Source organism: Bradyrhizobium aeschynomenes (assembly GCF_013178945.1).
Lineage (GTDB): Bacteria > Pseudomonadota > Alphaproteobacteria > Rhizobiales > Xanthobacteraceae > Bradyrhizobium > Bradyrhizobium aeschynomenes.
In genome coordinates, this window is sequence record NZ_JABFDM010000012.1 from 153043 (window position 1) to 173386 (window position 20344).

Consider the following 20344-nt stretch of genomic DNA (forward strand, 5'->3'; position numbering starts at 1 on the left):
GGCCGCGCCGTGCACGTTCGGTTAGAACGCGACTCCCGCGAGTCGTCCCGCCTCCGTCCGAAGGAACTCTCATGGCCTTGATGCCGGTGTCCGATGCGTTGTCTGCGGTGCTCGCCGGCGCCGAACCGCTGGCCGAGGAGATGGTCGGGCTGGACGAGGCGTTTCACCGGGTGCTGGCGCGCGATCTTGCGGCGCTGCGGACACAGCCGCCGGAGGCGATGTCGGCGATGGACGGCTATGCGGTGCGCGCGGCCGATGCCGACAAGCCCCAGGCGCGGCTCAAGGTGATCGGCGAGGTCGCCGCCGGGCGGCCGTTCGATCGTGTCCTCGGACCCGGCGAGGCGGCGCGCATCTTCACCGGGGGCGTGGTGCCCGTCGGCGCCGACGCCGTCGTGATCCAGGAGGACACGATCGCGGAAGGCGATCACGTCGTGCTCAGCGAGGCAGCAATCAAGGGCCGGCACATCCGGCCGGCAGGAGTCGACTTCCACGAGGGCATGGTGCTGCTGAACGCCGGACGCCGGCTCAGCGACCGCGATCTGTCGCTCGCCGCCAGCATGAACCATCCGGCGCTGCCGGTGCGGCGGCACCCGAGGGTGGCGCTGCTCGCGACCGGCGACGAACTGGTGATGCCCGGCGCGACGCCGGGTCCGGGCCAGATCGTCTATTCCAACGGCTATGCTCTGCGCGCGCTGGTGCGCAGCGAAGGCGCCGAGCCGGTCGATCTCGGCATCGCCGCCGACACGCTCGACGCCACGGTCGCCGGCATCCGCAAGGCGCTTGATGCGCAGGCCGACATCCTGGTCACCACCGGAGGCGCTTCGGTCGGTGATCACGACCTGGTCAAGCAGGCGCTCGAGGCCGAGGGCGTCGAGATGGCGTTCTGGAAGATCGCAATGCGGCCGGGCAAGCCGATGATGCATGGCCGGCTCGGCGGCATGAGGGTGATCGGGCTGCCGGGCAATCCGGTGTCGTCCTATGTCTGCGCCATCCTGTTCCTGGTCCCCTTGATTCGACGCCTGCTGGGCCGCGACGACGCGCTGATGCCGCGCGAGACCGCCCTGCTCGGCCGCGAGCTCGGGGCCAATGATTCGCGCGAGGACTATCTGCGTGCCCGGCTCGAGGAACGCGCCGACGGCACGCTGATCGCGACGCCGGTGACACAGCAGGATTCGTCGCTGCTCGGCCATCTCGCGCTCTCCCAGGCGCTCGTGATCCGTCCGGCCTTTGCGCCGAAGGCGCCGGCCGGCAGCCCCTGCGAGATCCTGCGCCTGCCGAACTGAGCCGTTTTCCCCCGGCAAAGCCCGGATCGTTCATCATATTTTTAGGATTGCGGAACACACATCGAACATATAGTGTCCGTTCATGATTTGTTTTTAGTATGTTGCGGGCGACGCGAATACGAACGTCCAACCTCCCATCGGCCCTTGGACGCAGGGCGCGGACTCGGACGACACAAACTGGGGACCAGGTCGAGATGCTGACGCGCAAACAGTACGAACTTCTGCGGTTCATCAATGAACGGCTCAAGGAGGCCGGCGTGCCGCCGTCATTCGACGAGATGAAGGATGCCCTCGACCTGCGCTCGAAGTCCGGCATCCACCGCCTGATCACGGCGCTGGAGGAGCGCGGCTTCATCCGCCGGCTGCCCAACCGTGCCCGCGCCATCGAGGTGATCAAGCTGCCCGAGCTGTCGCAGGCCGCCAACAATCGCCGCGGTTTCACGCCGTCGGTGATCGAAGGCAATCTCGGCAAGGTGCGGACCTCGACGCCCGCGCTCGATGATGGCGAGCGCCCGGTCGCGGTGCCTGTCATGGGCCGCATCGCCGCGGGTACGCCGATCGAGGCGCTGCAGACCCGCAGCCACACGATCAGCGTGCCGGCCGACATGCTCGGCAATGGCGATCACTACGCGCTCGAGGTGCGCGGCGACTCGATGGTCGATGCCGGCATCCTCGACGGCGACATGGCGCTGATCCAGCGCAACGAGACCGCCGACACCGGTGACATCGTGGTGGCCCTGATCGACGATGAGGAGGCGACGTTGAAGCGCTTCCGTCGCCGCGGCGCCTCGATCGCGCTGGAGCCCGCCAATACCGCCTATGAGGTGCGCATCCTGCCGCCCAACCGGGTGAAGATCCAGGGCAAGCTGGTCGGGCTCTATCGCAAGTACTGAGCGCGGACCTGCAGGCATCTGCCGACATGCACAGTTGTGTGGCGGCGCGATGCCAGGAGCTGCGCTGCAGCTCAAAAACGAGTCACGCGCGAATGCACCTCATGATGTGCAGCGCGGCACGCTCAAACGCTTGTGATCATCGGCGGCCACGCGCCATGCAGATCAGCGCAGAATTGCCGTGAAGCGCGCGCTAACATCGCCTCGATGTCCACTCTGATAGAGGCCTGCGCCTGTCCGGGGGGAGCGTGGGTCGGCTATCTCTCAGCGAGGAGCGATCCGATGTGTGACTACAGCCTCCATGCCGTTGCCTCCCGTCCTGCCAAGGTCGGCGAGACGCTGATATCGACGACCTTCCGCGGCACCGCGACCCGCGGCTTCGCGGTGGAGACCGAGCCCAACGTTGCGGTGTGCATGCTGCCTGGCACCGAGCTCGCCTTCGCCGAGGACGTCCGCTACGACAGCCGCTGGCTCTGGACCCGGACGATCCGCGAGCGCGTCGCCAAGTTCAACACGATCGAAAAGCACATCCCCGACCGCCATCACGACGCCATCGAGTTTGCCGACGGCCGGCACGTGCTCGTCACGCAGCTCTGCGAAGGCCAGCGCGTCACCGTGCTGCAGCTGCCCGTCACCAGGCAGCCGGGCGAGCACCGTCCGGATACCGCGGAGGAGGCGCCGGCATCGCAGACGACGCGGATACGCCGGATCAGCATCACCTGACACGCGTCAGTCGATTTCGCCGTCTCGGATCGCTCGCCCGCAGCCCTCGGCCGGCACCTGCCGAAGCCGGGGGCGCGAGCAACAGCGCGGAAGCCGGACGAACTAATCCTCGATCACCTGCTCCGCCTCCGGCGGAGTCGCATCCTGAGCACGCGACGCAGGCGGGCGCGGTGTCAGGGTCATGTCGAATTCGCCGGTATCGGCCGAAGCCGGCCACCACGGGCGATCCGTGCCACCAGCACGCACCGGCGTGACGGCGAAGCCGGCGTCCCGCTGCACCAGCATCAAGGCGCCCTGCTGCTGCAGACGCGGGCGGTCAACCACGGCGGCTGCACATGACGACGGCGCGGCGCGCGCGGTCACGATCAGCGCGGCACGGACGCAATCGTCGGCGATGGCGTCGGCGCGCAAGGTCATGGCGACGAAACGGCCATCGGCCATCGCCACGACACAGCCCGCCTCATCGCAGGACACGCCGTCACTGAGCGCTGCATCGGCGGGCAGGCGCGTATCGGCATCGGCGGCGAGCCACTCCCGGGTGACGAACACGTCCTTGCCGGTGCGCATCACATGCAGGCGTCCGTCGCGGCCACGCACCGCCACCGCGCGTCCGTCTCCGGCAATGAGAATGTCGGGCAACGGCGTCGTGGCGGCCCACAGGGTGGCCGCCGCGAGCACGACGGCGCCCGACCAGCGCAGCGGCGTGCGCAACAGCCCGATCAGGATGAGTCCGAGACTGGCCAGGATCAGCGGGCCGATGCCGAACGCCGGAATCCGTCCGACCGCGCCCGGTAGCGCCGCCACCCAGCGCGTCACCGCGATCATCCAGTCGATCCCGAAGCCCATCAGCGACCACCAGAAGCCGTCAAGGCCAAACGGCACCGCCAGCAGTCCCATCAGACCGGCAGGCATCACCAGCACGGACACCACCGGCATCGCCGCGAGATTGGCCAGCACGCCATAAGGCGTGATGCGATGGAAGTGAAAGGCGGCGTAGGGCGTCGTCGCGAGCCCCGCGATCAGCGAAGCCAGCAGCAGCATCGCAAGCTCGCGCCCGCCCCACAACGCGATGCGCTGCGAGGCGGAGCTGTCCGGCGTCGCGAACAATCTCGGCAGGCCGAACTGCACCAGCGCGACGAGGCCGAGCGTCGCCGCGAACGACATCTGGAAGCTCGGATGCACCAGCGCCTCGGGCGCTGCGACCAGCACGATCATTGCGGCGACCGCGAGCGTGCGGAAGGTGACGGCGCGACGGTCGACCATCACGGCGATCAGCACGACCGCCGTCATGAAGAAGGATCTCTGGGTCGCGACCTCCGCGCCCGAGAGCAAGAGGTAGAACGCGGCCGCGACCAGCGCCGCGACTGCCGCCCATTTCTTGATCGGATGGCTCACGGTGAGCCCCGGAATCAGCGCCAGCAGCGCGCGCACCGCGAAGAACACGACGCCGGCGACGACCGCCATGTGATAGCCGGAGATCGACAGCACATGGCCGAGGCCGGACACGAACATCGCGTCGTTGACATCGGGCGTGATGGCGTCGCGCCGCCCGGTCAATAGCGCCGTGGCGATGGCGCGCTCGTCGCCGTCGAGCCGGGCGCGGATGCGCGCATCGATCGCATCGCGCAGACCCTGCATCAAAGCCGCATAGCGCAGGCCGAAGCCGGCCGCCTGCGGCGGCGTCACGGTCGTGATCGTTCCCATGACGAAGCCGGAGGCGCCGATGCCCTGGAAGAACATGTCGCGCGCGAAATCGTAGGCGCCCGGCCGCACCGGCGCGAGCGGCGGCAACAGCCGTGCCTTCAGCTGCACGAAGCTGCCGACGTCCGGGGCGCTGCCCTTGCGCACCGCGAGCCGCACCCGCGCCAGCGTGATCGCATTGCGCGGGCTCTCCATGGCGGTCACGCGCAGCACGATGCGGTCGCTGCGCTCGCGAATGTCGCGCGCCTCGACGAAGCCCGCGAGCGACACCGAATAGAGCGGTCGCGCCAGCACCGGATGCGCCACGCGCGCGGTCTTCACCGTCGCCACCGCAAAGCCGCAGGCGGCGGCCGCGATCATCACCGCCGCCGGAAACAGCGGATGGCGCCGCATCAGCATGGCGACCAGACAGAACAGTGCCGCGGCGATGGCGCTGACCCACAGCACCGGCTCGTGATCGGCGGAGAAATACAGCGCGATGCCGGCGCCGAAGGCCACGGGCACCCATGGCAGCAGCCGCCCTGCGCCGGCCTCCTCGCGCGCCCAGCCCCTGAGACGCGCGGCAAAGGACGGCCATGCGGCCGAGCCGATCGCGGGCCAACCGCCAGCCAGCGCGCCGCGCGGCGGCCAGACGTCGGCCATCACGCCCGCGATCCCGCGACGCCATCCCGGCGGCCTGACCGGCCCCGCCATCGCCACACCACCCGCTACGACACCGGGCCGGAAGGCTACTGGAAGCTGCGCGAGCGCGCCTAGCAGAACGGAACGAGAATCCTGGATTTCTACATGCGCGGTGCACTGGAACTTTTTGCACCGCCCGCGCTTATCGGGGTATGGACGCCCACGATATCGACGACCCCTTCTCCGACCTGGATCTGGAGAAGGCCATCCATCTGCGCTGGACCCTTCGGGACATCAAGGCGCACCGGCTCACACTCTCCCCCATCGCCGACGACGACCTCTCGCTGCTGACCGAGCGCGGCCTCGTCGAGGTCAGCGACGGCGTGCCGACGCTGACCGAGGCCGGGCAGGATGCGATCAACTGACCACATCCGTTGGCCCGGGCCGCCTCACCCCTTCGCGACTTCCTTTGCGAAGGTGTCGCGCAGGCCGATCGTGCGGTTGAACACGAGCTTGTCGGGCGTGGAGTCCGGATCGCGTACGAAATAGCCCTGGCGCTCGAACTGCATCGGTTCGTCCGAATTGCTCTCGGCGATCGCCGGCTCGATCCGCGCGTCGGTCAGCACCTCCAGCGAGTTCGGATTGAGGTCGGCGGTGAAGTCGGCCGCGTTCGGGCTCGGATTGGCGAACAGCTGATTGTAGATGCGGATCTCGGCGACACGAGATTGCGCGGCGGAAAGCCAGTGCATCGTCGCCTTGACCTTGCGTCCGTCCGGCGCGTTGCCGCCTTTGGTCGCGGGATCGTAGGTGCAGCGCAGCTCGACGATCTCGCCCGCGTCGTTCTTGATCACCTCGCGGCACTTGATGAAATAGGCGTAGCGCAGCCGCACCTCGTTGCCTGGCGACAGGCGGAAGAACTTCTTCGGCGGGTTCTCCATGAAGTCGTCCTGCTCGATATAGAGCTCGCGGCCGAAGGCGATCTTGCGGGTGCCGGCTGAGGGATCATCCGGATGGTTGATCGCCTCGAGGTCCTCGACCTGGCCTTCCGGATAGTTCTCGATGACCACCTTCAGCGGACGCAGCACCGCCATGCGGCGCTGCGCCGTGCGGTTCAGCTCCTCGCGGATGCAGAATTCGAGCATGCCGACGTCGACGACGCTGTTGGCCTTGGCGATGCCGATGCGCTTGATGAATTCGCGCACCGCCGCCGGCGGCACGCCGCGCCGCTTCAGGCCCGCGACCGTGGGCATGCGCGGGTCGTTCCAGCCGGAGACGTGGCCGTCCTGCACCAGCCGCGTCAGCACGCGCTTGGACAGCAGCGTGTAGGTGAGGTTCAGGCGCGCGAACTCATACTGGCGCGGATGCGACGGCACCGGCAGCTTGTCGAGGAACCACTCGTACAGCGGCCGGTGATCCTCGAATTCCAGCGTGCAGATCGAGTGCGTGACGCCCTCGATCGCATCCGACTGGCCGTGGGCATAGTCGTAGCTCGGATAGATCTTCCAGGTGTCGCCGGTGCGCGGGTGATGGGCGTGCAGGATCCGGTACAGCACGGGGTCGCGCAGATTGATGTTGCCGGCGGCCATGTCGATCTTGGCGCGCAGCACGCGCGCGCCGTTCGGGAATTCGCCCGCCTTCATGCGCCGGAACAGGTCGAGATTCTCCTCCACCGAGCGGTCGCGGAACGGGCTGTTCTTGCCGGGCTCGGTCAAGGTGCCGCGCGACAGCCGGATCTCCTCCTGGGTCTGGTCGTCGACATAAGCGAGGCCAGCCTTGATCAGGCCCTCCGCCCACTCGTAAAGCCGCTCGAAATAATCCGATGCGTAGAACAGGTTGTCGCCCCAGTCGTAGCCGAGCCAGCGCACGTCGGCCTGGATGGAATCGATATATTCCTGCTCTTCCTTGGTCGGATTGGTGTCGTCGAAGCGAAGATTGCAGCGGCCGCCGAACTCCCTGGCGATGCCGAAGTTGAGACCGATCGACTTGGCATGGCCGATATGCAGGTAGCCGTTGGGCTCCGGCGGGAACCGGGTCACGATCGTCTTGTGCCTGCCGCTGTCGAGATCGGCCTGGACGATGTCGCGGATGAAGTCGCGCCCTGCCTCTGCCGTCGTCGCCGTGTCTGTCGTCGTGGTCATCAAGAAATATCCTGCTCCGGAATTTGCCAGCCTATCTGCCAAATCCGCCTCCCCCAAGGAAGGCTTTAGTTATGCGGTAAGCCTGCTATACACCCCCCGCCCTCTTGAGCCCCTGCCTGGATTTCGTGCTGCCGCCCATGACCTCCCCGATCGTCACGCGCTTTGCCCCCTCCCCGACCGGTTTTCTCCATATCGGAGGCGCCCGGACGGCCCTGTTCAACTGGCTGTATGCGCGCGGCCGCGGCGGCAAGATGCTGCTCAGAATCGAGGACACCGACCGCGAGCGCTCGACGACGGCGGCAATCGACGCCATCCTCGACGGGCTGAAATGGCTCGAGCTCGATTGGGACGGCGAGGTCATCTACCAATATAGCCGCGCCGCCCGGCATCGCGAGGTGGCCGAGCAGCTGCTCGCTAGCGGCATGGCGTATCGCTGCTATGCCACGGCCGAGGAGCTGACGGCGATGCGCGAGAAGGCCCGCGCCGAAGGCCGCACCCGGCTCTACGACGGCATGTGGCGCGACCGCGATCCGAAGGAGGCGCCCGAAGGCGTCAAGCCGACGATCCGGCTGCGCGCGCCGCTCACCGGCGAGACCGTGATCGAGGACCAGGTGCAGGGCCGCGTGGTCTGGCAGAACGAGAACCTCGACGACCTCGTGCTGCTGCGAGGCGATGGCAATCCGACCTACATGCTGGCCGTGGTCGTCGACGACCATGACATGGGTGTCACCCACGTCATCCGCGGCGACGACCATCTGATCAACGCCGCGCGCCAGAAGCAGATCTACGATGCGCTGGGCTGGACGGTGCCGTCGATGTCGCACATCCCGTTGATTCACGGGCCCGACGGCTCCAAGCTGTCCAAGCGCCACGGCGCGCTGGGCGTCGATGCCTACCGCGCGATGGGCTATCTGCCGTCGGCGCTGCGCAACTACCTCGTGCGGCTCGGCTGGAGCCATGGCGACCAGGAGATCTTCTCGACCGAGGAGATGATCGGGGCGTTCGACCTGCCGGCGATCGGCCGCTCCGCGGCGCGCTTCGACTTCGCCAAGCTCGAAAATCTCAACGGCCACTATATCCGTCACAGCGACGACGCCGCGCTGGTGCGCCAGTTCGAGGACGTGCTGAACTACGTGCCGAACGGCGTGGCGCTGAAGGCCAAGCTCAACGACGCCACGCGGGCGCAGCTCACGCAGGCGATGCCGAGCCTGAAGGAGCGCGCCAAGACGCTGCTGGAGCTGATCGACGGCGCCGCCTTCATCTTCGCCGACCGGCCGCTGCCGATCGACGCCAAGGCCGCGGCCCTGCTGACGCCGGACAGCCGCGCGCTGATCGGCCGACTGCACGAGGCGCTGGCTGGCGTCGAGAGCTGGAGCGGACCGGCCACGGAAGCCGCGCTGCGTGCGTTTGCCGAAACAAACAATCTCAAGCTGGGCGCCGTGGCCCAGCCGCTGCGCGCGGCGCTCACCGGACGGACCACCTCGCCCGGCATCTTCGATGTTCTGGCCATCCTCGGGCGTGATGAATCCTTAGGCCGCCTCAAGGACCAGGCCACCGCATAAGGTCTCATTTCCCCCCATCTTGCAGCGCACAGGGCAATACGATACGCAGTTGTGCGGCACAAATTGGTATCCGGGGCTTTGACGATTGTAACACGTTGCGACCGGCGCGTTTGCGAATGTAAAAGCCGAAGGACACTAGTAAGTATAAGATTCCAGTGCGGTTTCGGACTTGACCTTCGCTTAACATGTTCGCGGCAACAGTGCCGCGGACGACGCTGACGGCAAGTCAGAGCCCGCACTAGATAAAGTCCACCCGCCCTGCCATCTCTCACAAAGAACAAGGGCCAAGCCTAACGATCTCATCGGGGACAAACGATGGACGCAAAATCCGCAAGCAAGACCGCGACGCTCACCGTCGGCAACAAGAATTTCGATCTTCCGATCCTGAGCGGCACCGTGGGTCCCGACGTCATCGACATCGGCAAGCTCTACGCCCAGACCGGGATGTTCACCTATGACCCCGGCTTCACCTCGACCGGCAGCTGCCAGTCCAAGATCACCTATATCGACGGCGACGCCGGCGTCCTGGAATACCGCGGCTATCCGATCGAGCAGCTCGCCGAGAAGGGCGACTTCCTGGAGACCTGCTATCTCCTGCTGTACGGGGAGCTCCCGACCGCCGCTCAGAAGAAGGATTTCGACTATCGCGTGACCCATCACACGATGGTGCACGAGCAGATGTCGCGCTTCTTCCACGGCTTCCGCCGTGACGCGCATCCGATGGCCGTCATGGTGGCCTCGGTCGGCGCGCTCGCCGCGTTCTACCACGACTCCACCGACATCAACGATCCGAAGCAGCGCATGATCGCGTCGATGCGGATGATCGCGAAGATCCCGACGCTCGCGGCGATGGCCTACAAATACACCATCGGCCAGCCGTTCGTTTATCCGAAGAACTCGCTGTCCTTCGCCGAGAACTTCCTGCACATGTGCTTCGCGGTGCCGTGCGAGGACTACAAGCCGAACCCGGTGCTCGCCGACGCGCTCGACAAGATCTTCATCCTGCACGCCGACCACGAGCAGAATGCCTCGACCTCGACGGTGCGCATCGCCGGCTCCTCGGGCGCCAACCCGTTCGCCTGCATCGCCGCCGGCATCGCCTGCCTGTGGGGCCCGGCGCATGGCGGCGCCAACGAGGCGGCGCTGAACATGCTGGCCGAGATCGGCACCGTGGACAAGATTCCGGACTTCATCGCCAAGGTGAAGGACAAGAACAGCGACGTACGCCTGATGGGCTTCGGCCATCGCGTCTACAAGAACTACGACCCGCGCGCCAAGATCATGCAGAAGATGTGTCACGCGGTGCTCAAGGAGACGGGCCACGCCGACGATCAGATGCTCAAGGTCGCGATGGAGCTCGAGAAGATCGCGCTCAGCGATCAGTACTTCATCGATCGCAAGCTGTATCCGAACGTCGACTTCTATTCGGGCATCACCCTGAAGGCGATGGGCTTCCCGGTGTCGATGTTCACCGTGCTGTTCGCGGTCGCCCGCACCGTCGGCTGGATCAGCCAGTGGAGCGAGATGATCGAGGACCCGCAGCAGAAGATCGGCCGTCCGCGCCAGCTCTACACCGGCGTCGCGACGCGGAACTACGTCGACATGGACAAGCGCGGCTGATCGCGACAAGTGAACTCATCTCTGGTAGGCCCGTCCAGCATCCTGGACGGGCCTTTTTCTTTGCGGTGAAGGGGGCCGGCCTCGATCGTGCGCTACGGCCCCTGCCGTCCCCCGCGCATCGTGGCCAGGACGATGTCAGCGGCGCGCACGCTCGGCGAGGCAGCGCCCGTAGCCATGATGCCGTCCAGCCGATTGAACGCTTCGACCTGGCGCGCGCGGATCGGGCCATTGCCGAGAAGGTCGACGAGCACGGGCGCGAGATTGTCCGCCGTGCAGGCTTCCTGCAGGAATTCCGGAATCACGTTCTCGCCGATCACGAGGTTGGCAAGGATCACGGATTGCACGTTGACGATACGTCTGAGGATGAAGGCTTCGACCTCGCCAACGCGATAGGCGGTCACCATGGGCACGCCGGAGAGCGCGAGCTCCAGCGTGACCGTTCCCGATTTCGCGAGCGCTGCATGGGCGCGCCTGAAGGCGCTGCGCTTCTCCGCCTCGCCGGTCACGATGACCGGCGCGACCGGCCAGTGCGCCACCCCGGCCCTGACGGCGGCTTCGAGATGCGGCGTCGTCGGCACCACCGCCTCGAACGGAATGTTCTGCGCCTGCAGCCGCGCCAGGGTCTCGCCGAACACGGCGATGTGGCGCGCAACCTCGCTGCGCCGGCTGCCGGGCAGCACCAGCAGCACCGGCGGCCTGGCATCGCGCCGTGCCTGCTCTGCCGTGCTCGGGCGCAGCGTGGACAACTGCTCGATCAGAGGGTGGCCGACATAGGTGCAGGGCGGCCCACCGAGCCTGCGAAACGCGTCGGGCTCGAACGGCAACAGGCCCAGCACGTGATCGACATAGCCGCGCATCGCCCTGGCACGGCCGGGACGCCAGGCCCAGACCGTGGGCGCGACGTAGTTCACGATCGGAATCGCGCCATCGCGGGCGTGCACCCGCTTGGCGACGCGCTGGGTGAAATCGGGGCTGTCGATGATGACGAGCACGTCCGGCTGTGCTGCAACGATCGCATCGACCGTGCCACGGATCAGGCGCAGGATCTTCGGCAACTGCTTCAGCACGGCGGTGAAGCCGACGATCGACAGCTCCTCGATCGGGAACAGCGAGACGAGTCCCTCTCGCGTCATGTCGCGGCCGCCGACGCCGGTGAATTCGACGCCATCGCCGAGGCGCTGGCGTAGCACCTTCATCAGCCTGGCGCCGAGGCGATCGCCGGACTCTTCGGTGGCGACCAGACAGATCCTGCGGATGGCCGGCCCGGCCGGCGGCCGCGCCGTCACGCAGTGACACCCGTGATGAACACGCCGGCGCGATCGGCGGCCGTGACCGTCTCCTGCGGATCGGCCAGCAGCGTATGGGCGCTGGCGACCGCGACGCCGGCAAGGCCTGCGTTCGACAGACCTTCGACGGTGCGCGGGCCGATGGTCGGCAGGTCGTAGCGGAGATCCTGCCCGGCCTTCGGCGCCTTCACCAGCACGCCCCGCCCGACTGCAGAGCGAATGCGGCGATCGGCGCGCAGCCGCGCCACGCGGGCCAGCAGCCCGTCAGTGCCCTCGATATCCTCCAGCGCGACGACGTGACCGTCGATCACGACCACCGCCTGCCCCACGTCGAACGGCGCCATCGCCCTGAGCACGGCGAGGCCCTTGGCGATATCGCCGGCGACCAGATCGTTCGGCCGGCTTCGCGTCAGATGCCCTTCTGGCACGAGCAGATTGGGGGCGACGTCCTTGACGCCGATCATGTGGAAGCCATGGCGCTCGAAGATGCGCCCGACGCCCGACAGCAGATGATCATCGCCGCCACGAAACGCCGACCAGATATAAGGCAGCTCGCGCAGCGTGCCCCAGTCGAAGCGGATCTCGGACACCGCGGGGCGCACGAGATTGCCGATGAACATCAGGTCGCGGACGCCTTCCGCTTTCAGCAGCTTCAAGGCGTTGCCGAGCTGGCCGAGGCCGATCCAGTGGTGGCGGAAGCGCGCCAGCGGCTTGGGATCGCAGATGCCCTTGAGGGCGAACAGCACCGGCGTCTGGCCGCGCGCGACGATGGCGTCGGCGACCGCGAAGGGCAGCACGCCACCGGCGGCAATCAGGCCGACGGGCGCCGTGGTCTCGCTGGCCGGCCCGCCCATGACCGTCAGATCTCCGCGGGCGCGGATCTGCCGATCTCCGGCAGACACAGCGCGCGGTGGCGGCCGCCCTCGATGAAGGCGAGGATCTCGGCGATCGCCGGGTCGTCGCCGGCCATCGACCGCACTTCAGCCAGACGATCGGCGAACACGCCGGGGCCATGGAACAGCTTCTGATAGAAGGCGCGGACGGTGGCGAGGCGCTCGCGGGTGAACTTGCGGCGCTTCATGCCGATGACGTTGAGGCCTTCGAGCGCGGCGTACTGGCCGTTGACGAGACCATACGGGATGATGTCGCCGCGCACGCCGCAGACGCCGCCGACCATCACGCCATGGCCGATGCGGGTGAACTGATGCACGGCGGAGAGCCCGCCGATGTAGACGGCATCACCGACCTCGACATGGCCCCCGAGCGTCGCCGAGGTCGCGAAGATCACGTTGTTGCCGACCACGCAGTCATGGGCGACATGCGCATTGTTCATGAAGAACCCGGCATTGCCGATCGTGGTCAGGCCACCGCCCTTGGTAGTGCCGATGTTCATCGTCACGCCTTCGCGGAAGGTGTTGCCGGAGCCGATCTCGAGCCGGTGCGGCTCGCCGCGATAGCTGAGATCCTGCGGCGCACCGCCGAGCACGACGAAGGGCGAGATCACGTTGTCGTCGCCGAGCGTGGTGTGGCCCATGATCTGGACGTGGCTGATCAGCCTGCAATTGGCGCCGATCACGACGTTGGGGCCGATGATGCAGTACGGCCCGATAACGGTGCCATCGCCGATGACAGCGCCGTCCTCGACACGCGCGGTGGGATCAATCTTGCTCATTTCAACGCAACCAACTCTTTTCGGCGCAGGTCAGTCAGTCAGCATCGCGCCGACATCGGCCTCGGCAACGACCGTGCCATCGACCTTGGCATCGCCGTGGAACCACCACATCGTCTTGCGCCGGCCGATCGAGCGCATGTGGTACTCGATGGTCTGGCCCGGCAGCACCGGCTTGCGGAATTTGCACTTGTCGATGGTGAGGAAATACACCGCGCGCGGCTTTTCCGTGCCTTCGACCGATTTGATGCCGATCACGCCCGCAGTTTGCGCCATGCCCTCGATCATCAGCACGCCCGGATAGACCGGCCGCTCCGGGAAATGCCCCTGGAAGCACGGCTCGTTGAAAGAGACGTTCTTGACGCCGATGCCGCTGTAGTCGGCGCGGATGTTCTTCACGCGGTCGATCAGGAGAAACGGGTTACGGTGCGGCAGCGTCTTCAGAATCTCGTTGATATCGATGTCCGCAAACCTGATGGGTGACTCCTCCATCACTCCTGTCCTTCGTCCTTTTTCGTCGCGGTCTGATCACGCACCAGCCGTTCCACGGCGACGATCTCGCGGAACCACTGCTTGGTCGGCTTGGCGAAGAAGCCCCCCCACCGGCCGTTCGGCGGGATGTCGTCCTTGACGCCGCTCATCGCGGTCACCTGTGCGCCATCGCCGATCGTCAGGTGATTGTTGATGCCGACCTTCGCCCCGAGCGCGACGTTGTCGCCGATCGTGAGGCTTCCTGCCAGCCCGATCTGGGCCGCCAGCAGGCAATGCCGGCCGATCGTGACATTGTGGCCGATCTGAACCTGGTTGTCGATTTTGGTGCCCTCGCCGATCACCGTGTCGCGCAGGCTGCCGCGATCGATGGTAGTGCCGGCGCCGACCTCGACGTGATTCTGGATCAGTACCCGGCCGGTCTGCGGCACCTTGGTGTGCCCGTCTGCTCCGAAGAAGATGAAGCCGTAGCCGTCCTGGCCGATGCTGCAGCCGGGGTGAATCAGCACGTCGTTGCCGATCAGCGCGCACTGGATCACGGTCCGGGCGCCAACATTGCAGTCGCGGCCGATCTTGACGTGCGGGCCGATGACGGCGCCCGCACCGACAATGGTGCCCGAGCCGATCTCGGCATGAGCGCCAATCACGGCCAGCGGCTCGACGATGACGTCGTCCTCCAGCCGCGCGGTCGGATCGATGATCGCCTGGGGCGAGATGCCGTCACAGCCGAACCAGGACTGCGGCCGCAGCGCGTCGGCATGCATCTCGCGGGCGAGCTGCACGAAGGCGCGGAATGGCTGATTGGCGCGGAGCACAGCCACATGCGGCGGCACGCGCGCTTCGAAACGCGGGCTGACCAGGCAGGCCCCGGCCTTCGTCGCGGCGAGCTGGTCCGCGTATTTGAGATTGTCGAAGAACGCCAAGTGCATCGGACCGGCTTCGTCGAGCGACGCCAATCCCTTGATCACCTGGTCTCCGCGCGACGGATCGACCAGCGTGGCCTTGGCGGCCGTAGCGATCGCCGCCAGCGTCGTCCGCGGGGGGGATTGGAAGAAGGTCGGCTGAGCCATTCCGTTGTACTCTCGGGGAAAGCGTCTTCGCAAAAAGTCAGAGCCCGGCTCCGATCTCCCGGAACCGAGCTCCCATCTCTTACACCGTCCGGGTGGGCTCAGGCCAACCCGGATTTGCCCCTGGCGGCAGCCTTAGAAGCTGGTGCCACCACCGAACCGGAACTCCTGCGTCCGGTCGAACTGGCCCTTGGTGAGCGGGATCGCGTAGTCGAAGCGCAGCGGACCGAACGGCGACGCCCACACCAGACCCACACCGACCGAGGTCCGGACCGTGTTCTGGTCGTTGAACTGCAGGCCAAGGCAGGTGCCGGCGTTGTTCGGGTTGCGCGTCGGCGCCTGACAGCCGGCCACGTTGACCTCGCCGGTCTGAGCCCAGGACGTCGGGCCCTGATAGCCCCACAGGCCGCCAGCGTCGGCGTAGACCGCGCCCTTCAGACCAGTCTCCTTGGGCAGGAACCAGAACGGCATCTGCAGTTCGAGCGAAGCGCCCCAGTACTTGGTGCCACCCAGCGCATCCTGGGTGCCGAAGGGATTGATGTCACGCGGACCAATGCCGTTCGGAGCGAAGCCGCGAACCAGGTTCGGACCCATCTGGAAGTGATCGAGCATGCGCAGCTGGTTGTTGCCGATCTTGTTCAGGATGCCGCCCTGGAGGTGGACGATGCTGACGATGTCCGACACCAGCGGGGTGAAGTACTTCGCGTCGAAAGCGGTCTTCAGATAGGACACGTCGCCGCCAACGCCCGCGAAGTCCTGCTTGAAGTCGACCAGGAGGCCTTCGGTCGGGTTCTTGTTGTTGTCGAGCGTGTTGTAGTTCAGCGTGTAGCCGAGCGCCGAGGTCAGCGTCGCACCGTTCGCCAGCTCCTGACGGACCGGCAGCGACGCCTCGCCGTTGGCGAAGCAGCCCAGGCCGTTGTTGCCGGTCGGATCGACGCCGCCGAGATTGCCGTTGATGAACGCCGGCGTCGGGACGAAGGCAGGGTTCGGCAGACCATTCACGAGCTGGCGATTGTCGCAATCCCGCAGCGTCGCCGGCAGCGTGATCTCCTGACGGTAGATCGAGTAGCGCAGCTGCAGCGACAGATCTTCACGCAGCTGGAAGCCGAGGCGCGGGCTGAAGCCGAGCGTCTTGGTGCCGTAGGAGATGAAGTTGTTGGCGAGCTGCTGGCGCTGATAGAGGTCGAGCCCCAGCGCGACCCGGTAGTCGAGCAGGTACGGCTCGACGAAGGACAGCGAGTAGCCGCGGGCAAACTGGCCGTAGGTCACCGAGGCCTTGGCGAACAGGCCGCGGCCGAGGAAGTTGCGCTCGGAGATCGAGACCTCGGCCAGCGCACCGTCGGTGGTCGAGTAGCCGCCCGAGATCGAGAAGTCGCCGGTGGACTTCTCTTCGAGGTTCACGACCAGGATGACGCGGTCGCTCGACGAGCCAGGCTCGGTCGAAATCTTCACGTCCTTGAAGAAGTCGAGATTCTTCAGGCGCCGCTCGGCACGGTCGACCAGGGCGCGGTTATAGGCGTCGCCCTCGGAGATATCGAACTCGCGGCGAATGACGTAGTCGCGGGTGCGGGTGTTGCCGCGGATGTTGATGCGCTCGATATAGGTGCGCGGGCCCTCGTCGACGGCGAACACCACCGACACGGTGTGAGCCTCGAAGTTGCGATCACCGCGCGGACGGACCACCGCGAAGGCGTAGCCTCGCCGCGAGGCCTCGATCTGCATCTCCTCGACCGACTTCTCGATGTTCTCGACGTTGTACAGCGAGCCGACGCTGACGCGCGAGTAGCCGCGCAGCGAGTTGGGGTCGAGCGTCGCGATCGTCGACTGGAAGTCGACCGAACCGACCCGGTATTGCTGACCTTCCTCGATCTTGAAGGTCACCATGAAGCCCTTGCGCTCAGGGTCGTACTCGCTGAGCGCGGCCACCACCTGCACGTCTGCATAGCCGTTCTTCAGGTAGAAGCGGCGAATGAGGTCGCGGTCGGCCTCGACGCGATCCGGATCGTAGACGTCACCCGAGCCGAGGAAGCTCAGCAGGTTGGTCTCGCGGGTCTTGATGACGTCCTTGAGGCGATAGGACGAGAACGCGCTATTGCCGACGAACTCGATCGACTTCACGCCGGTCTTTGCGCCCTCCTCGATCGTGAAGATCAGGTCGACGCGGTTGTTCGGCTGCTCGATCATTTCCGGCGTGACGCGCACGTCATATCGGCCCGAGCGGCGGTAGATCTCGGAGATGCGCTGGGCGTCGGACTGCACCATCGGCCGCGACAGGGTGCCACGCGGCTTCGACTGGACCTCGGCCTGGAGCTGCTCGTCCTTGACCTTCTTGTTGCCCTCGAAGGCAACGCGTCCGATCACCGGATTCTCGACGACGGTCACGATCAGCCGGCCACCCTGGCGGTTGATCCTCACGTCCGAAAACAGGCCAGTCTCGATCAGGGCCTTCAGGCCATCGTCGACCCGGCCCGCATCCAGCGTGCCGCCAGGACCCGGCTTGAAGTACGAGCGGATCGTCTCCAGCTCGACGCGGCGATTGCCCACCACTTCGATCGAGTTGACCGTCTGAGCCGCAGCTGGCGACGAAACCACCACGCCCGCCAGCGGCAAAGCTGCCGATCCGGCGATCATGATAAAGGCGGCCGCCAAGCCCCCCCGCACCCGCAATCCGAACTTCATGCGCTACGCGCCCTTATTCCGAGGCCGGTTCGGTACCCCTACCAAACCGACAGATTCCCATTTGTCGTTCGCTTGTAGCCAATTTGGCCCCGACGGCAAACGCCGGATATCTCCGAATTTTCAAATTCGTTTCAAAACGTTGCCTATCGGCCACGTCGGAAAAGAGACGCCGTCAGGACCCCGCGATGTGAAGGATATCGTTATAGGTCGTGAAGACCAGGAGCATGAGGATGAGGCCCAGGCCGATTCGGAACCCCATCTCCTGCGCCCGCTCGGACAGGGGGCGGCCGCGAACCGCCTCCACCCCGTAAAACAGCAGGTGTCCACCATCGAGCAGCGGAACCGGGAACAGGTTCAGGAGCCCGATGGAGACGGAGATCATGGCGCACCAGTTCACCAGAACCTGGAATCCGAGGCTCGCCGCCTGTCCGGACAGCTGGGCGATCCGAATCGTTCCGCCGAGCTCGCCGGCATTGCCGGTTCCCGAGAGCAGCGATGCGATGAACTTGAAGGTTGTGCCGATGATGAACCAGACCTGCTCGACGCCGAACTTGATCGATTCGAAGAAGCCGACCGGGACCGACCGTGATTCATCCGGCTTGGCGTTGTACTGGATGCCCAGCACGCCGATTCGATGACTGTTCCCGAACGAATCCTTGCGCTCCTGCAGGGCGGGCGTGGCCTTCAAGGTGATCTCGGAGCCATCGCGCTTGATCAGGAAGGTCAGCTCGGTTCCGGCATTCACCGACACGATCCGCTGCATGTCGCCGAACGTCTCGATCGCCCGGCCGTCGATGGCGGCGATGACGTCACCCGTCTTGAAGCCGGCGGCCGCCGCGACGCTGTCCGGCTGCACCGCATCGACCCGCGGGGTCGTGTTGGGCTTGCCGTAATAGAGCGCCATGCCGGCGAAAATGATCACGGCGAGGATGAAATTGGCGATCGGGCCGGCCGCGACGATCGCGGCGCGCTGACCGACGGTCTTGTGGTGGAAGCTGCCGGCGCGCTCCTCGGGGCTCATCTTGGCGATCGCCTCGGATGACGGCGTCGAGGCCTCCGATTCGTCGCCGAAGAACTTCACATAGCCGCCGAGCGGGATCGCCGAGATCTTCCAGCGGGTGTTGTGGCGGTCGTTGAAACCGATCAACTCAGGACCAAATCCGAGCGAAAACGTTAGGACCTTCACGCCGGCCCAACGCGCGACCAGGAAATGGCCGAGCTCGTGGAAGAACACCACGATCGTCAGCACGAACAAAAACGGGATGATGTAGGCGAGAAGGCCGCCGCTCAACGTGTTGAAAATATGGTGGAAAAACTCGGTCATCCGATTCCCTTCCCGCAGGCCCGAAGGCCTATCCAACCCTCTAAGATGCTTTTGCGGCGATTTGAGGCAAGAGGCTCGCGGCCCTTTTTCGCGCATCATGGTCAATGGCGATGGCATCGTCCGCCGAACCAAGAGGTGCCTGATTACCCGACCGGGTCCAATCCTCGAGCGTCGCCTCCACCAGCCGAGCAATCGCACCGAATCGGATCTGTCCGGCGATGAAGGCCGCGACCGCGACCTCGTTCGCGGCATTGAACACCGTCGTGGCGCCGCGGCCGGTCCGCAGCGAATCGTAGGCCAGCCGCAGCCCCGGGAACCGGGCGAAGTCCGGCGCCTCGAACGTCAAGGTGCCGATCTTGGCGAGGTCGAGCCGGGCCGACGGCCCCTTGATGCGCTCCGGCCAGCCGAGGCAATGCGCGATCGGGATCCTCATATCGGGCGCGCCGAGCTGGGCCACGACCGAGCGGTCGGAAAATTCGACCATGCCGTGAACGATCGATTGCGGGTGCACCAGCACGTCGATTTCGTCCGGCGCCAGCGCGAACAGGTAGGACGCCTCGATCACCTCGAGGCCCTTGTTCATCATCGACGCCGAATCGATCGTGATCTTTTGGCCCATGCTCCAGTTCGGATGCTTGAGCGCCTGCGCCAAGGTCGCCTGCTCGATGTCAGTGGCCGCCCAGGTGCGGAACGGCCCGCCCGAAGCGGTGATGATGACCCGCACCAGTTCCTCGCGATTGCCCGAGGACAGCGCCTGGAACAGCGCATTGTGCTCCGAATCGGCCGGCAGGATGCAGGCATTCGCCTGGGCGGCGCGCTGCATGAAGAAATCGCCGGCGCAGACCAGGCATTCCTTGTTGGCGAGCGCGACCGTCGCGCCGCGGTCGACCGCGGCGAGCGCCGGCTTGAGGCCGGCGGCACCGGACACCGCGGCCATGACCCAGTCGGCGGGACGCGCGCCGGCCTCGATGATGGCGCTCTCGCCTGCCCCGCACTCGATGCCGGTGCCGGCCAGCGCCTCGCGCAGCTCGCAGAGCCGGGCGGGATCGGCGACGGCCACGAAGCGCGGATTGAACTCGCGGGCGAGCTTGGCCAGACCCTCGACGTTGCTGTTGCCGGTCAGCGCCTCGACCCGATAGCGCTCCGGCGCGCCGCGCAGGAGATCCATGGTCGAATCGCCGATCGAGCCGGTGGCGCCGAGCACGGTGATGCTGCGCACCTCCGCCAGACCGGCCTTGTTGTTCCGCAATGGCACTGCGCTCATGTTTCCACCAAAAATCTCGACCGGCGAG

At 66.2% G+C, this 20344-nt stretch carries 16 protein-coding genes; 6 read left to right on the forward strand and 10 right to left on the reverse strand.

The genetic code is table 11. From position 1 onward, the window contains the following. The first annotated feature begins 71 nt into the window (after window positions 1–71). The 3 genes from HL666_RS28205 to HL666_RS28215 all read left to right on the forward strand — a co-directional run bounded on the left by HL666_RS28205 (window position 72) and on the right by HL666_RS28215 (window position 2896). A complete protein-coding gene (locus HL666_RS28205; protein ID WP_172109544.1) occupies window positions 72–1283 on the forward strand; it encodes a molybdopterin molybdotransferase MoeA in 1212 nt (403 codons plus the stop codon). Between the two features lie 194 nt (window positions 1284–1477). Further along, window positions 1478–2176, forward strand: coding sequence for a transcriptional repressor LexA (gene lexA / locus HL666_RS28210; RefSeq protein ID WP_172109545.1), 699 nt, complete (start codon window positions 1478–1480; stop codon window positions 2174–2176). A gap of 279 nt (window positions 2177–2455) precedes the next feature. After that, on the forward strand, window positions 2456–2896 hold the full coding sequence (locus HL666_RS28215) for a hypothetical protein (protein WP_172184766.1): 441 nt from the start codon (window positions 2456–2458) through the stop codon (window positions 2894–2896). A 102-nt stretch (window positions 2897–2998) separates the two neighbouring features. Here HL666_RS28215 and HL666_RS28220 read toward each other — a convergent pair whose 3' ends face one another. Then, entirely contained in the window at window positions 2999–5290 is a 2292-nt protein-coding gene (locus tag HL666_RS28220) for a ComEC/Rec2 family competence protein (protein ID WP_172184767.1), read from the reverse strand. A 140-nt stretch (window positions 5291–5430) separates the two neighbouring features. On the opposite strand from HL666_RS28220, the gene HL666_RS28225 reads away from it, so the two are divergent. Beyond that, window positions 5431–5643 (forward strand): hypothetical protein, encoded by a 213-nt coding sequence (locus HL666_RS28225; RefSeq protein WP_172109548.1) that lies wholly within the window; start codon window positions 5431–5433, stop codon window positions 5641–5643. A gap of 24 nt (window positions 5644–5667) precedes the next feature. Here the strand turns inward: HL666_RS28225 and HL666_RS28230 are convergent, their stop codons facing one another. Next, window positions 5668–7356, reverse strand: a complete 1689-nt coding sequence (locus tag HL666_RS28230; RefSeq protein WP_172184768.1) for a glutamine--tRNA ligase/YqeY domain fusion protein — start codon at window positions 7354–7356, stop codon at window positions 5668–5670. Between the two features lie 137 nt (window positions 7357–7493). On the opposite strand from HL666_RS28230, the gene gltX reads away from it, so the two are divergent. Next, complete coding sequence (gltX, locus tag HL666_RS28235; RefSeq protein WP_172184769.1) at window positions 7494–8918, forward strand: glutamate--tRNA ligase; 1425 nt, start codon at window positions 7494–7496, stop codon at window positions 8916–8918. Between the two features lie 315 nt (window positions 8919–9233). Beyond that, window positions 9234–10538, forward strand: a complete 1305-nt coding sequence (gltA, locus tag HL666_RS28240) for a citrate synthase (protein WP_172184770.1) — start codon at window positions 9234–9236, stop codon at window positions 10536–10538. 92 nt (window positions 10539–10630) lie between these two features. Here gltA and lpxB read toward each other — a convergent pair whose 3' ends face one another. The 8 genes from lpxB to dxr form a co-directional block, all read right to left on the reverse strand. Further along, on the reverse strand, window positions 10631–11824 hold the full coding sequence (lpxB, locus tag HL666_RS28245; protein ID WP_172184771.1) for a lipid-A-disaccharide synthase: 1194 nt from the start codon (window positions 11822–11824) through the stop codon (window positions 10631–10633). Further along, window positions 11821–12678 (reverse strand): LpxI family protein, encoded by an 858-nt coding sequence (locus HL666_RS28250; RefSeq protein ID WP_172184772.1) that lies wholly within the window; start codon window positions 12676–12678, stop codon window positions 11821–11823. The genes lpxB and HL666_RS28250 overlap by 4 nt, the downstream gene beginning before the upstream one ends. A 5-nt stretch (window positions 12679–12683) precedes the next feature. After that, the gene (gene lpxA, locus HL666_RS28255) at window positions 12684–13496 is read right to left on the reverse strand and encodes an acyl-ACP--UDP-N-acetylglucosamine O-acyltransferase (protein ID WP_172184773.1); all 813 of its coding nucleotides are present in this window, start codon (window positions 13494–13496) and stop codon (window positions 12684–12686) included. 30 nt (window positions 13497–13526) lie between these two features. Beyond that, window positions 13527–13985 carry a 3-hydroxyacyl-ACP dehydratase FabZ gene (gene fabZ / locus HL666_RS28260; protein ID WP_172184774.1) on the reverse strand — a complete coding sequence of 153 codons (459 nt, stop codon included), beginning with the start codon at window positions 13983–13985 and terminating at the stop codon, window positions 13527–13529. Next, window positions 13985–15052 carry a UDP-3-O-(3-hydroxymyristoyl)glucosamine N-acyltransferase gene (lpxD, locus tag HL666_RS28265; RefSeq protein ID WP_172184776.1) on the reverse strand — a complete coding sequence of 356 codons (1068 nt, stop codon included), beginning with the start codon at window positions 15050–15052 and terminating at the stop codon, window positions 13985–13987. Before lpxD ends, fabZ begins: the two co-directional genes overlap by 1 nt. 132 nt (window positions 15053–15184) lie before the next feature. After that, window positions 15185–17728, reverse strand: a complete 2544-nt coding sequence (gene bamA, locus HL666_RS28270; RefSeq protein ID WP_172109557.1) for an outer membrane protein assembly factor BamA — start codon at window positions 17726–17728, stop codon at window positions 15185–15187. A gap of 172 nt (window positions 17729–17900) precedes the next feature. Further along, window positions 17901–19052, reverse strand: a complete 1152-nt coding sequence (rseP, locus tag HL666_RS28275; RefSeq protein WP_172132641.1) for an RIP metalloprotease RseP — start codon at window positions 19050–19052, stop codon at window positions 17901–17903. Window positions 19053–19092: 40 nt separating this feature from the next. Continuing rightward, the gene (gene dxr / locus HL666_RS28280) at window positions 19093–20316 is read right to left on the reverse strand and encodes a 1-deoxy-D-xylulose-5-phosphate reductoisomerase (protein ID WP_172184777.1); all 1224 of its coding nucleotides are present in this window, start codon (window positions 20314–20316) and stop codon (window positions 19093–19095) included. Window positions 20317–20344 lie beyond the last annotated feature (28 nt).

Coding starts and splice junctions, on each gene's coding strand:
- gltA (WP_172184770.1), top strand. CDS start 9,234: ATGGACGCAAAATCCGCAAGCAAGACCGCGACGCTCACCGTCGGCAAC.
- lpxA (WP_172184773.1), bottom strand. CDS start 13,496: ATGAGCAAGATTGATCCCACCGCGCGTGTCGAGGACGGCGCTGTCATC.
- HL666_RS28250 (WP_172184772.1), bottom strand. CDS start 12,678: ATGGGCGGGCCGGCCAGCGAGACCACGGCGCCCGTCGGCCTGATTGCC.
- HL666_RS28220 (WP_172184767.1), bottom strand. CDS start 5,290: ATGGCGGGGCCGGTCAGGCCGCCGGGATGGCGTCGCGGGATCGCGGGC.
- fabZ (WP_172184774.1), bottom strand. CDS start 13,985: ATGGAGGAGTCACCCATCAGGTTTGCGGACATCGATATCAACGAGATT.
- HL666_RS28215 (WP_172184766.1), top strand. CDS start 2,456: ATGTGTGACTACAGCCTCCATGCCGTTGCCTCCCGTCCTGCCAAGGTC.
- gltX (WP_172184769.1), top strand. CDS start 7,494: ATGACCTCCCCGATCGTCACGCGCTTTGCCCCCTCCCCGACCGGTTTT.
- lpxD (WP_172184776.1), bottom strand. CDS start 15,052: ATGGCTCAGCCGACCTTCTTCCAATCCCCCCCGCGGACGACGCTGGCG.
- bamA (WP_172109557.1), bottom strand. CDS start 17,728: ATGAAGTTCGGATTGCGGGTGCGGGGGGGCTTGGCGGCCGCCTTTATC.
- HL666_RS28230 (WP_172184768.1), bottom strand. CDS start 7,356: ATGACCACGACGACAGACACGGCGACGACGGCAGAGGCAGGGCGCGAC.
- dxr (WP_172184777.1), bottom strand. CDS start 20,316: ATGAGCGCAGTGCCATTGCGGAACAACAAGGCCGGTCTGGCGGAGGTG.
- lexA (WP_172109545.1), top strand. CDS start 1,478: ATGCTGACGCGCAAACAGTACGAACTTCTGCGGTTCATCAATGAACGG.
- HL666_RS28205 (WP_172109544.1), top strand. CDS start 72: ATGGCCTTGATGCCGGTGTCCGATGCGTTGTCTGCGGTGCTCGCCGGC.
- rseP (WP_172132641.1), bottom strand. CDS start 19,052: ATGACCGAGTTTTTCCACCATATTTTCAACACGTTGAGCGGCGGCCTT.
- HL666_RS28225 (WP_172109548.1), top strand. CDS start 5,431: ATGGACGCCCACGATATCGACGACCCCTTCTCCGACCTGGATCTGGAG.